Raw genomic sequence first — 12,330 nt, 5'->3', positions numbered from 1 at the left:
GGGGCGGTGACTTACATGATCCTGGCAGCAGAGAAGGGCGACATCACCACCATCATCGGCGGAATCGCTCCGGACTGGGGGCCGTTCGGGACGCTGGGCAACGAGGCGCGCATCATGATCGAGGTGGTGATGGCCATTGCCATTCTGCTCTGCCTCGGCATCGCGATCTGGGGCGCGGCGAAGCAGCGCATCGGGGCGACGGCACTCCGCGACACGTTCAGCGCGGAGCAGGGCAAGGGCCTGATCGTGGCAGGACTGACAGGGGTCTTCATCATCGGTTCCCTGGGCACCCTGTTCACCATCGTCTACGGAATGGCCGTCTGACCCTCCACCGGCCATGCCCTCCGTCGGCCATGCTCTCCGGGCCGTCCCAGCCCGCTCCCCACCATCCGCCCGTCGCGCCCACCGGCTGAGGTTGCGTTTCCCTGATGTCGAGTCATCACACCGCGCTCAAGCGGCAACCAGCACAGCTACCGTCGTCCTGCGCGGATCCGCACACGACCGAGGGAGCGAACGCGGCATGAGTCCCGGTGACGAGCACGACTACCGCGGCAAGGACCAGGGGGGTCGCCCGGACGACCCGTACAGCACCCTCGGCGGCACCCGTCAGACCCGCACCCGTCTCCCCGACGGTGACGCGGGGCTCCCTCACGCGCGCCGCCCGGTCCGCAACTCCCGCTCCCTCGTGACGATCGCCGGTGTCGTGGTCCTCCTCGTCGCTGCCATCGCCTTCGCCAACCGCGGCGGTGGCAGCGGCGAGGACGCCGCCCCGGGCGCCAAGAAGCCCGGGACCGCGGGAAGCACCCCCACCGCGGCCACCGGCACCAAGCCCGTCCAGGGCAAGAACGGCACGATCGCCTCCGGCTTCGCCCACGACGAACAGGGGGCGCAGAGCGCCGCGGCGAACTATGCGGTGGCGCTGGGGTCTGTGGAGATGTTCACGAAGGAGAGCCGCCACCAGATCCTCGACACGGTCTACTCACCCGCGGCGGCGGACAAACTCAGAGCACCCCAGGACCTGGCCTACTCGGCCGAGTTCCTCGCGCGCCTCGGTCTCGGCCCCGACGGCAGTGCCCCGCAGGGCAGCACCTTCATCTCGAGAACCGTTCCCGTGGGCACGAAGGTGCTCGCGTTCGACGACGACACCGCAAAGGTAGCTGTCTGGTACACGGGGCTCATCGGCATGTCCGGTCAGGACTCCACCAAGCCCGTGAGCACCACCTGGAAGACGTGGACGGCCGAGTTGGCGTGGTTGGACGGTGACTGGAAGGTGACGGGAGCATCCGAGAGCGACGGCCCAGCGCCGGTTCCCGGTGATGTCGCGGCTTCCAAGTCGGACGCGATCAGCAAGGCCGTCGAGGAGTACGGAGGCTTCACTTATGCCAGGTAGCCCCAAACTTATGCCAGGTGGCCCCAAGCACCGCTTCCGTTCGGTGGCCACCACGCTGATCGGGCTGCAAGCCGTCGCGCTGACGTTCGCCGGGCGCGCGGCCGCGGAGCCGACCCCCACCCCGACGCCTTCACCGAGCCCCAGCAACGACTGCAGTCTGCTGTTCGGCGAGGTCAAGAAGTTCTGCGAGGAAGGCGACGGCGACAGCGCTCCCAGCAGCGTGCCGGGGTCTCCCGACCCGACGGAGTCCCTCGACCCCCTCTCCTCCCTGGCCCGAGGCTGCGCCGACGCCGCCTCCTGGATCGTCGGCAAGCTCAGCGAGGCCGTCGAGTCCACGGCCAACGTCGACTTCACCAACCCCAAGTTCCTCCAGCAGTACGCCGTCATCTTCGCGGCCTCCACCATCCTCACCCTCGTCCTCTGGCTCCTGGCCGTGGCCAAGCGGGCCATCCGCGGCGTCCCCCTCACCACCGCCATCTCCGAGGCCGTCGGCTTCCTCTGGCTCACCGTCCTCGCCTCGGCCTTCACCCCGCTGATCCTCTACACGATCGTCTCCGCCACCGACGGCGTCACCGAGGTCATCTCCTCCGCCACCGGCGGCCAGACCGACGTCTTCTTCGGCTCGTTCGCCGAAGCCCTCAAGAAGGGCGAGGACATCGGCGGCGGGCCGATCATGCTGATCGTCGTCTCGCTCGTCTCGATCCTCGCCGCCGGCATCCTGTGGCTGGAGCTCGTCATCCGCGCCGCCCTGCTCTACGTCGGCGCGCTCCTCGGGATCGTCGTCTACGCCGGTCTCGTCGACAAGAACATGTGGGGCCACGTCCGCCGCTGGGCCGGCATCATGATCGCGGTGATCATGGTCAAGCCGGTCATCGTCATCGTCCTCGGCCTCGCCGGAGCACTTTCCACGGGCGACGGCCCCGACGCCTTCTCCGCCGTCGTCTCCGGCCTCTCCATCATCCTGCTGGCCATCTTCGCCTCCGCCATGATCTACCGCTTCGTCCCCGGCTTCGGCGACGAGATCCAGGGCGCCCGCACCAACCGCAAGCAGGCCACCGACGGCTCCCAGGCCGCCGCCATGATCAGCTCCCCGGCCGCCCTCGTCTCCCAGGGCATCAAGACCCACAGCGGCCGCAACGACCAGAACAGCGGCGGAGGCGCAGGCGCCCGCCCCGCCAACCCGGCCAGCGGCGGCGTCGCCGCCCACAGCTCCCGCACCACCGGGGGAGGCGGCGCCGCCCCCTCGCCCCGCAGCGGGTCCGCCCCCACCTCCGGAACCCCCCACGGCAGCCGCTCCTCCCGAGGCGGCGGCTTCGGCACCACAGGTAACTCGAACACAGGAGGTGGAGGGCGTTGACCACCCAGTCCCACACGATGACGCCCCGCCGCACGTACCTCATCGGCCGCGCCCGGCCGAACGCGATCGTCGGCAAGAACCGCGAGACCGGGGAGATCGCCCTCATCATCGCCGGAGCGTTCCTCGGCATGATGAGCGGACTTCTCGTCCCCGTCCTCTCCCTCCGCATCGTCTGCCTCGTGGGCTTCCCGATGCTGGCCCTCGCCGTCGTGTACGTCCCGTACAAGGGCCGCACCTTCTACAAGTGGTTCGAGATCAACCGCAGCTTCAAACGCTCCCTGCGCCGCGGCACCGCCTACCGCTCCACCGCCATGGAAGCCGGCATCAGCTCCGACGGCCGCGAGGTCGAGATCGGCCCGCCCCCCGGCATCGGCCGGATCAGCTGGCTCGCCGCCCCCTTCGGCCCCGACGAGATCGCCGTGCTCCTCCACGCCGACCGCCGCACCGTCACCGCGGCCATCGAGATCGAGGGTCCCGGCGTCGGCCTCCGCGACAGCGAGGACCAAGAAGCCCTCGTCGACCGCTTCGGCACCCTCCTCAAGCACGTGGCCAACGGCGACGGCTTCGTCACCCGCCTCCAGATGCTCGCCCGCACCCTCCCCGCCGACCCCGACGCCCACGCCAAGGACGTCGCCCAGCGCGGCGACAAGGCGTCCCCGGGCTGGCTCCAGGAGTCCTACGACCAACTCCAGTCCATGGTCTCCACCTCCAGCGAGCAGCACCGCGCCTACCTCGTCGCCTGTATGCACTACAGCCGCGAACTGGCCGCCGAGGCCAACGCCATGGCCCGGGCCGCCCGCCCCCACGGCGGCCGCAAGCTCGACCGCGACGCGGGCCTCGCCGTCGTCATGGCCCGCGAGCTCACCGACATCTGCGCCCGCCTCGCCGAGGCCGACATCCGGGTACGCCAGCCGCTCGGCCAGAGCCGCCTGGCCTCCCTCGTGCACTCCATGTACGACCCCGACCACCCCATCGACCACATCCAGGCCATGACCAAGCGCAACGCCTGGCCCGCCGAACTGGACGCGGTGGAGCCGACGTTCCTCCAGGCCAAGACCCGCGAGTCCACCACCCGCGCGCCCTGGTGCCACGCCACGGCCTGGGTGAAGGAATGGCCCATGACCCCCGTCGGCGTCAACTTCCTCGCCCCGCTCCTCGTCCACACCCCCGACGTCATCCGTACGGTCGCCGTCTGCATGGACCTGGAACCCACCGAGGTGGCCATCGAACGCATGCTGACCGAGAAGACCAACGACGACGCCGAGGCCAGCCGCCAGGCCAAGATGAACCGCACGATCGACCCCCGCGACATCGCCGCCCACGGCCGGCTCGACCAGCGGGGTGAAGATCTCGCCAGCGGTGCGGCCGGAGTGAACCTGGTGGGGTACATCACGGTGTCGTCCCGCTCGCCCGAGGCCCTCGCCCGCGACAAGCGCACCATCCGCGCCTCGGCGGGCAAGTCGTACCTCAAGCTGGAGTGGTGCGACCGCGAGCACCACCGGGCCTTCGTGAACACGCTCCCGTTCGCCACCGGCATCCGCCGCTGACGTACGGGGCCGCCACGGCGCGCCGCTGACGCGCGGCCCCGCCGCGACGACCGAGAACAACGGCCCCACCCGGCCGCATGTCCCGAACCGCACATCCCGAACCGCACACTCCGAACCGCACACCCCGCAACAAGAGAGGGCACCCCCACCATGCGAGACCCCCTGTCCGCATTGTCGGATGCCTTCACCTCCTTCCTCTTCGGCAAGGTGGAGACGACCCGCCTCCCCGTCCGTACGTCGACGGGCCAGGCCCAGGCCGTCTACCTCCCCACCGCCGCCCCCGGCCTCGGCGACTCCGGCGTGATCATCGGCCGCGAGGTCTACAGCGGCAAGGGCTACATCTACGACCCCTTCCAGCTGTACGGACAACAGCTCCCCGCCCCCCACTGGCTCGTCCTCGGCGAGTCCGGCAACGGCAAGTCGGCGCTGGAGAAGACCTACGTCCTCCGCCAGCTCCGCTTCCGTGACCGCCAGGTCGTCGTCCTCGACGCGCAGGGCGAGGACGGCGTCGGCGAATGGAACCTCATCGCCCAGGAACTGGGCATAACCCCCATCCGCCTGGACCCGACCGCAGCCCTCAACGGCGGCATCCGGCTCAACCCCCTCGACCCCTCCATCACCACCACCGGCCAGCTCGCCCTGCTCCGTACGATCATCGAAGTAGCGATGGGCCACGGCCTCGACGAGCGTTCCGGCTTCGCCCTGAAGGTCGCCCACGCCTACGTCACCGCGACCATCACCGACCGCCAACCGGTCCTGATGGACATCGTGGAGCAGCTGCGCCACCCGGAGCCCGAGTCCGCCGAGGCGATGAACGTCGACATAGACGATGTACGGGCCTGGGGCCTGGACGTCGCCCTCGTCCTGGACCGCCTGGTCGACGGTGACCTGCGCGGTATGTTCGACGGCCCCACGACCGTCGGCATCGACCTCGACGCGCCCCTCATCGTCTTCGACCTCTCGCACATCGACCGCAACTCGATCGCGATGCCGATCCTGATGGCGATCGTCGGCGTCTGGCTGGAGCACACCTGGATCAGGCCCGACCGCAAGAAGCGCATCTTCCTGGTCGAGGAGGCGTGGCACATCATCAACTCCCCCTTCGTCGCACAGCTCTTCCAGCGCCTCCTGAAGTTCGGGCGCCGCCTCGGCCTCTCCTTCGTCGCCGTCGTCCACCACCTCAGCGACGTGGTGGACGGAGCCGCCGCGAAGGAAGCGGCGGCCATCCTCAAGATGGCCTCCACCCGCACGATCTACGCCCAGAAATCCGATGAGGCCCGAGCGACCGGCCGGGTCATCGGCCTGCCCCGCTGGGCCGTCGAGATCATCCCGACCCTCACCCCCGGCATCGCCGTCTGGGACGTCAACGGCAACGTCCAGGTCGTCAAACACCTGATCACCGAAGCCGAACGGCCCCTGGTCTTCACCGACCGCGCCATGACCGAGGGATCGACGGACGACCTGCTTCCCGAGGACATCCGCGCCGCCGAGCTGGAGGCGGAACAACGGGCGGCCCGCATCGAGCACCAAGCACGGATGAACGAGTCGTCAGAGTCAACGGTGGCATGACATGGCACGTCAGCCGGCACGCGGCCGGGGCCCGGCCCATCACGACGGACACGACCGGCCCCAGGGCGGCGGCATCCCGGACGGTCTGCTGATCGGCCTTCTGGGCCTCCTCTTCGCCGCCACCCTGGTCGGCTGGACCGCCACCGGCCTCGCCGGGCTCTTCGCCCACGGGGCCTGGCCGGACGGCGTGACGTTCACCCGGTCCCCGCTCGCCCTGCGCGAACTGGCCACCGCACCCCAGGACCTCGCCGCGGCCTGGCCGGGGACACCCCCGGCCCAACTCTCCGGCTACGGCCTGTTCTGGGGCCTGTTCATCGGCGAACTGATGGTGTTGCTGGTCCTCGTGGTGTTCACGCTCGGAGTCGTGACCCGTGGCCGTGCCGTACGGGAGCGGCGCCGCGAGGAGCGAGCCTTCGGAACGCACGAGAAGCAGCCCCCCGCCGTAGGGGCGACACCGGCCACATCGCCGCCACCGGCACCCGCCCACACCGCTGAGAGCACCCCCGCGGCCGAACACACGCCCCTTCCCGCCAGGGGAGACACAGCACACCCCGCCCCCGAGGCACCGGTAGCACCGGGAGTAACAGGAGTAACAGGAGCACCGGCGGCCCCCAGGCCCCCTGAGGCACTCGGAACCCCAGGAATGCCAGGACCCCCAAGGACACCCGAGGCTCCGAGGCCCTCCGAGGAAGCTTCCGAGATCACCCCCTCCGCCCTCCTCCTCCCGTCCCCCCGCGCCCCCCTCCTCGTCTACGCCCCCGCCCCCGCCCGGCGCCCCACCGTCGTCCGCGCCGTACACGACGCCGAAGGTCCCGCCCTCGTCGTCACCTCGGACCCCACCGTCTGGGCCGAGACGAAGGACGCCCGCGCCAAACTCGGCCCGGTCCTCGTCTACGACCCGGGCCACCTCTGCGACACCCCGGCCCGCATCCACTGGTCGCCCACCGCGGGCTGCGAGCTGCCCGACATCGCCGCCGCACGCGCCGCCGCCCTGCTCGCCCCGGTACGCCCGCAGGCCCGGATCGACGCGGCGGTGGCCGACACCGCGCAGACGCTCCTCCAGTGCTGGCTGCACGCCGCCGCGGTGGACGGCCGCCCCTTCCGCCAGGTCCTCCGGTGGGCCTCCGGATCCGGCGCCCACGAACCGGTACGCCTCCTCCGTACGCACCCCAAGGCCGCGTCCGGACTCGCCGGGCTCCTGGAGTCCGCCCTCACCGCCTACCCCGAACGCCGCGAAGTGGCCCAGGAACTGACGGTACGGGCGTTCGCCGCACTGTCCACGGTGCACATCCGCGAGGCCTGCACGGCGAACCGAGCGGATTCCCTCGCTCTGGAATCTTTTGCGGACGAGGGGGGAACGCTCTATCTGGTGGGCGAATCCATCGAGGATCCCCGCTCCCGCCCCGGCGCGATGCCCCTCCTCACCGCGCTCGCCGCAGACGTGGTCGAGCACGGCCGCCGCATGGCCGCACGGTCATCCGACGGTCGGCTCGACCCACCAATGACGCTCGTCCTCGACGACATCGCGGCCGTGGCGCCCCTCCCCCAGCTCCCGGAGCTGCTCGCGACCGGCCAGAACCGGGGCATGCCCGCCCTCGTGCTGCTCCGCTCCCGGGAACAGGGACGGGCCCGCTGGCAGGACCGCCTGCACGCCTCGGCCCCGGGCGCCGGCTAGAAGAAGACCCCCGGGAGCCTGCCGGGCGAAACGGACCGCAGGCCCCGGAGCGCCGCTACCCCTCGCGCCCGAGGACGTACTCCATCTCCAGCTCGCCCCGGTCGCCCGGGGCCGGAATCCGCCGCCCGGAAGGGACGAACCCGAACCGCCGGTAGAACGCGGCGGCCCGCGGATTCCTCTCGTGCACGTAGAGGCGCACCCGCTCCAGCCGGGGCGACGACAGCGACCACGCCCACGCGACGGCCTCCCGGAACAGCTCGTCCGTCACCCCGGTCCCCCGCACCTCGGGCCGGACGAACACACCGACCAGGTGCGCCTGGTCCACCTCGGCGGCCTCCCCGAAGCGCACTTCGTCCGCCGGGCTCTCGACGAGCACGGTGACCGAACCCACCCACGCCCCCTCGGGCGACTCCGCGACGAACTGCCGGACACGACCGCCCCCGCCCTCGGCGGCAGCAGCCGCACGCTCCTGCCAGAAGGCGTCCGGTTTCGCCACGGCCTCCTCGTACGACTCCAGGAACGCCACCGGGGCCGCCGGGTCCTTCAGGGCGTCCAGCCGCAACTGCCTGACCTGCGGCCATTCCTCAACCCGTACCGCACGCATCACATAATCCATCCCCCGATCCTCACCCCCGCCCGCCCGACGTTCAACCGACTAACCCCACCGCCCCCACCGGGTACGTGACCACCGCCACGACCACCCACAAAGCGACCGCACCGTAACCACCCTCGCCCCACCCCCACCCCCCGTCGTACCCCGGTACTACGCCCGGGCCCACGTCCAACCCCCGGTCGGACGACCGTGCCACGCCGTCTCCGTAGCGTCGACCGCATGATCAAGGCACACGGACTCACCAAGCGGTACGGCGACAGAACCGTCGTCCGGGACCTCGACTTCACCGTCCGCCCCGGCACGGTCACCGGCTTCCTCGGCCCCAACGGCGCCGGGAAATCCACGACGATGCGCATGCTCCTCGGCCTCCACTCCCCGACGCACGGCCACTCCACCGTCAACGGGCGCTCCTACGCCACCCACCCCGCACCCCTCACCCAGGTCGGCGCCCTGCTGGAGGCCCGGTCCGTCCACCCGGGCCGGTCCGCCCTCAACCACCTGATGGCCCTCGCCCACACCCACGGCATCCCGCGCCGCCGGGTCGAGGAGGTCATCGACCTCGCCGGGCTGACCGAAGCCGCCCACCGGAGAGTCAAGGGCTTCTCCCTCGGCATGGGCCAGCGGCTCGGCATCGCCTCCGCACTCCTCGGCGACCCCGCCACCGTCATCCTGGACGAACCGGTCAACGGGCTCGACCCCGAAGGCGTCCTGTGGATCCGCACCCTCCTCACTTCCCTCGCCGCCGAAGGCCGTACGGTCCTCGTCTCCTCCCACCTGATGAGCGAGATGGCCCTCACCGCCGACCACCTGATCGTCATCGGCCGCGGCAGGCTCCTCGCCGACACCACGGTGGCCGAACTGATCCGCTCGGCGGGCGGGGCGTCCGTCAAGGTCGTCACCCCGCAGCCGGCCGAACTGGGCGCCCACCTGACGGGCCCGGGCGTGACCATCACCCCCACCCGTGCCCCCACCACCGACGCCCCGGCCCACGAACTCCGGATCCGAGGAGTGGACGCCGCGCACATCGGGGGCGTGGCCGCCGCCCACGCGATCACGCTGTACGAACTCACCCCGCAGACCGTGTCGCTGGAGCAGGCGTTCATGGACCTCACCCAGGAATCGGTGGACCACCGGCCGCAGCAGCGGACACCGGCGACTCCCGCGCCCTCCCCTCTCACCGGAGCAGCAGCATGAACACGACCCACCCCACCCTTCACTCCCCAGGCTCGACCACACCGCCATCCCCACCCCGAGCGTCACCGCGGTACCGGATCACCGCCCCCCGGATCCTGCGCTCGGAATGGCACAAGCTGCACTCCCTGCGGTCCACCTGGATCACCATCGCCTCGGCGGTCGTCATGGTCCTGGGCGTCGGCCTGATCATGGGCGGGACCTACACCTCCGGCGGCGGGGACTCCGACGTCGACACGATCGTCCTGACCCTGTACGGCAGCATGCTCGGCCAGTTGTGCCTGATCGTCCTGGGCATCCTGATGACCGCCGGCGAGTACGCGACCGGAATGATCCGTTCCTCGCTCACCGCCGTACCCGGCCGGCTCCCCGTCCTGGGGGCCAAGGCCGCGGTGTTCGCCACCACCGTCTTCACGGTCATGTTCGCGACGGCCCTGGTCACGTTCGCGGCGGCGCAGGCCTTCCTCCACGACACCGACCAGGCCGCCTCGCTCACCGACCCGGGCATCGTGCGCGCACTGGCGGGGAACGCGGCGGCGCTCACCCTGCTGGGCCTGCTCGCGCTCGGCCTCGGCGCGCTGCTGCGCTCGGTACCGGGCGCGATCGGCACGTTCATCGGCGCGGTCATGATCCTGCCGGAGATCCTCGGGATGCTCCCGTACGACGCCGTGGAGCGCGCCATCATGTACTTTCCCACCCAGGCCGCCGGCGCCCTGGGCTCCGCCACTCCCATTCCGGGCACCATCTCCCCCGGCCCCGCCCTGCTCGCCCTGTCCCTGTGGGCGGGCGCGACACTGTCCGCGGCAGCGCTGACGCTCAACCGCCGCGACGTCTGACCCGAGGAGAGCGACGAGGTGACGGACCACCCCCGGGCCGCCGGTACGCACCCGGCCCCCGAAGCCACCGCGGCACCGCCCCCGCCGCCGCCCGCCCACATCACCGGCACCGGCGACACGGCTCCCCTCACCCGGGTCATCCGCGATGCCCTGGACCGGCTCCGCACCTTCGACCGGCACCGGCCACGGGTCTGGGACGCGGCGGTGACCGGGTTCTGGGCCGTGGCGGCGGTGCTCGACTACACCTCCGGCGGCTGGCGGACCGTCGCCCGCCCCGACGTGACGGCGTCCGAACCGCTGGTGCTCCTGATGAGCCTCTGTTTCTCGCTGCCACTGCTGTGGCGCCGGACGCACCCCATGGCCGTCCTGCTGCTGATGGCACCGGCGTCCCTGGTGAACATCTGGACGGGAGCCGTGGTCCAGGCCGCACTCCTCCAGCTGATCCCGGTGTTCCAGATCGTCCTGCGCTCCTCCTTCCGCACGGTCGGGGCCGCGGCAGCGTTGTTCGTCGCCCCGGTCCTGGCCATCGGCGTCCGCATCCCCTCCGCCTGGGGCCAGCAAGTGGTCTCGTACGTCTGGGGACTCGTCTTCGTCGTCCTGCTGGGGATAGCGGTCCGCACCCGTCGCGAGTACACGGAGGCCCTGGTCGAGCGGGCCCACCGGCTGGAACACGAACGCGACCAGCAGGCCCGGCTCGCCGCCGCCGCCGAACGCACCCGCATCGCACGGGAGATGCACGACATCATCGGCCACAACCTGTCGGTCGTCACGGGCCTGGCGGACGGCGGCGCGTACGCGGCCCGGAAGAACCCGGAACGCGCCGGCCAGGCGCTGGAGGCCATCGGCGCCACCAGCAGGCAGGCCCTGTCCGAGCTGCGCCGTCTCCTGGGCGTCCTGCGCGACGACCACCCCGAGGCCGAACGCACCCCGCAGCCGACGCTCGACGAACTGGCCCCCCTCATCGAACGCGTACGCCGGGCAGGCCTGCCCGTCCACCTGGAGCTCCACGGCGAACCCCGCGCGCCGTCGCTCACCCCGGGCCGCCAACTCACCGTGTACCGGGTGGTCCAGGAAGCACTGACCAACACCCTCAAGCACGCCACCCGGCCCACGTCCGCGACGGTCACGCTCACCTACTCGCACACCCACCTCGACGCCCGCATCACCGACACGGGCACCGCAGCCGGCCCGAATCCGGACGCGGAGGAAGCCGCACTGCCGGCCCAGGGCATCATGGGCATGCGGGAACGCGCCGCGCTGTACGACGGCACCGTCGAGGCCGGCCCGCTGCCGAACCACGGCGGATGGCAGATCCGGCTCCGCCTTCCCCTGGAGGACACGCACCCGTGACGACCGTAATCATCGCCGACGACCAGCCGATGCAGCGCTTCGGGTTCCGCATGCTGCTGGAGAGCCAGGACGACATGACGGTCGTCGGCGAGGCGGGCAACGGCACCGAGGCCGTCGGCCTGGTCGCCCGCCACCACCCGGACGTCGTGCTGATGGACATCCGTATGCCTGGCCTGGACGGCATCGAGGCGACCCGGCGCGTCATCGCGTCGGGAGCCAGGACCCGCATCCTCATCGTCACGACGTTCGACCTGGACGAGTACGCCTACGACGGTCTGCGCGCCGGCGCCAGCGGCTTCCTGGTCAAGGACGCCCTGCCCGAGGAACTCCTCGCCGGCATCCGTGCGGTGGCCGTCGGCGACGCGGTGGTCGCCCCGACCCTGACGCGCCGACTCCTCGACGCCTACGTCCACCACCTCCCGGCAACCCCCGGTGCGCCGGCCGCGGCGGACCCGCGCATCACCGCGCTGACGGAACGGGAACGGGAGATCCTCACCGTGATCGGTCAGGGCTGGTCCAACACGGAGATCGCCGCCCGCCTCCACCTCGCCGAGTCCACGGTGAAGACGCACGTGACCCGCATCCTCGCCAAAACCGGCGCGAGGGACCGCGTCCAGGCGGTCATCCTGGCCTACGACACCCGCCTCGTCACCCCGATGTAGGCGGGCGGTGTGCGGACGGTGCACAGCCATCCACTCAAAGGTCCTGGAACGCAGAAAAGCCCCGCACCAAAAGGTGCGGGGCTTTCCCGGAAAAATTGTTCGGCGGCGTCCTACTCTCCCACAGGGTCCCCCCTGCAGTA

At 71.2% G+C, this 12,330-nt stretch carries 11 protein-coding genes; 10 read left to right on the top strand and 1 reads right to left on the bottom strand.

Annotated features, from left to right (window positions below; genetic code table 11):
• Positions 1–15 precede the first annotated feature (15 nt).
• The 6 genes from ACH4RG_RS32710 (at position 16) to ACH4RG_RS32685 (ending at position 7,538) form a co-directional block, all read left to right on the top strand.
• On the top strand, positions 16–324 hold the full coding sequence (locus tag ACH4RG_RS32710; RefSeq protein WP_003968086.1) for a hypothetical protein: 309 nt from the start codon (positions 16–18) through the stop codon (positions 322–324).
• 196 nt (positions 325–520) lie between these two features.
• Positions 521–1,390 (top strand): hypothetical protein, encoded by an 870-nt coding sequence (locus ACH4RG_RS32705; protein WP_397924860.1) that lies wholly within the window; start codon positions 521–523, stop codon positions 1,388–1,390.
• A 10-nt stretch (positions 1,391–1,400) separates the two neighbouring features.
• Positions 1,401–2,747 (top strand): hypothetical protein, encoded by a 1,347-nt coding sequence (locus ACH4RG_RS32700; RefSeq protein ID WP_397924858.1) that lies wholly within the window; start codon positions 1,401–1,403, stop codon positions 2,745–2,747.
• Entirely contained in the window at positions 2,744–4,294 is a 1,551-nt protein-coding gene (locus ACH4RG_RS32695; protein WP_397924856.1) for an SCO6880 family protein, read from the top strand. Before ACH4RG_RS32700 ends, ACH4RG_RS32695 begins: the two co-directional genes overlap by 4 nt.
• 150 nt (positions 4,295–4,444) lie before the next feature.
• Positions 4,445–5,863: an ATP-binding protein gene (locus ACH4RG_RS32690; RefSeq protein WP_397924854.1), complete on the top strand. Its 1,419-nt coding sequence runs from the start codon at positions 4,445–4,447 to the stop codon at positions 5,861–5,863.
• 1 nt (position 5,864) lies between these two features.
• Complete coding sequence (locus ACH4RG_RS32685; protein ID WP_398540653.1) at positions 5,865–7,538, top strand: TraM recognition domain-containing protein; 1,674 nt, start codon at positions 5,865–5,867, stop codon at positions 7,536–7,538.
• A gap of 55 nt (positions 7,539–7,593) precedes the next feature.
• Here ACH4RG_RS32685 and ACH4RG_RS32680 read toward each other — a convergent pair whose 3' ends face one another.
• A complete protein-coding gene (locus ACH4RG_RS32680; RefSeq protein ID WP_397924850.1) occupies positions 7,594–8,154 on the bottom strand; it encodes a GNAT family N-acetyltransferase in 561 nt (186 codons plus the stop codon).
• Between the two features lie 216 nt (positions 8,155–8,370).
• On the opposite strand from ACH4RG_RS32680, the gene ACH4RG_RS32675 reads away from it, so the two are divergent.
• The 4 genes from ACH4RG_RS32675 to ACH4RG_RS32660 are packed head-to-tail and all read left to right on the top strand — an operon-like array spanning position 8,371 to position 12,190.
• Complete coding sequence (locus ACH4RG_RS32675) at positions 8,371–9,345, top strand: ABC transporter ATP-binding protein (protein WP_398540652.1); 975 nt, start codon at positions 8,371–8,373, stop codon at positions 9,343–9,345.
• Complete coding sequence (locus ACH4RG_RS32670; RefSeq protein WP_398540651.1) at positions 9,342–10,178, top strand: ABC transporter permease; 837 nt, start codon at positions 9,342–9,344, stop codon at positions 10,176–10,178. The genes ACH4RG_RS32675 and ACH4RG_RS32670 overlap by 4 nt, the downstream gene beginning before the upstream one ends.
• A gap of 18 nt (positions 10,179–10,196) precedes the next feature.
• A complete protein-coding gene (locus tag ACH4RG_RS32665) occupies positions 10,197–11,528 on the top strand; it encodes a sensor histidine kinase (RefSeq protein WP_397924844.1) in 1,332 nt (443 codons plus the stop codon).
• Positions 11,525–12,190, top strand: a complete 666-nt coding sequence (locus tag ACH4RG_RS32660; protein ID WP_398540650.1) for a response regulator — start codon at positions 11,525–11,527, stop codon at positions 12,188–12,190. The genes ACH4RG_RS32665 and ACH4RG_RS32660 overlap by 4 nt, the downstream gene beginning before the upstream one ends.
• Positions 12,191–12,330 lie beyond the last annotated feature (140 nt).

Source organism: Streptomyces sp. NPDC021019 (assembly GCF_044333295.1).
Taxonomy (GTDB): Bacteria; Actinomycetota; Actinomycetes; order Streptomycetales; family Streptomycetaceae; genus Streptomyces.
The sequence above is the reverse complement of the archived record's forward strand: the minus strand, read 5'-3'. Positions and strand labels throughout refer to the sequence as shown.

Excerpts from the sequence above, each read along its gene's own strand:
- ACH4RG_RS32710 (WP_003968086.1), top strand. The coding sequence starts at position 16 with ATGATCCTGGCAGCAGAGAAGGGCGACATCACCACCATCATCGGCGGA.
- ACH4RG_RS32705 (WP_397924860.1), top strand. The coding sequence starts at position 521 with ATGAGTCCCGGTGACGAGCACGACTACCGCGGCAAGGACCAGGGGGGT.
- ACH4RG_RS32700 (WP_397924858.1), top strand. The coding sequence starts at position 1,401 with ATGCCAGGTGGCCCCAAGCACCGCTTCCGTTCGGTGGCCACCACGCTG.
- ACH4RG_RS32690 (WP_397924854.1), top strand. The coding sequence starts at position 4,445 with ATGCGAGACCCCCTGTCCGCATTGTCGGATGCCTTCACCTCCTTCCTC.
- ACH4RG_RS32685 (WP_398540653.1), top strand. The coding sequence starts at position 5,865 with ATGGCACGTCAGCCGGCACGCGGCCGGGGCCCGGCCCATCACGACGGA.
- ACH4RG_RS32680 (WP_397924850.1), bottom strand. The coding sequence starts at position 8,154 with ATGGATTATGTGATGCGTGCGGTACGGGTTGAGGAATGGCCGCAGGTC.
- ACH4RG_RS32675 (WP_398540652.1), top strand. The coding sequence starts at position 8,371 with ATGATCAAGGCACACGGACTCACCAAGCGGTACGGCGACAGAACCGTC.
- ACH4RG_RS32670 (WP_398540651.1), top strand. The coding sequence starts at position 9,342 with ATGAACACGACCCACCCCACCCTTCACTCCCCAGGCTCGACCACACCG.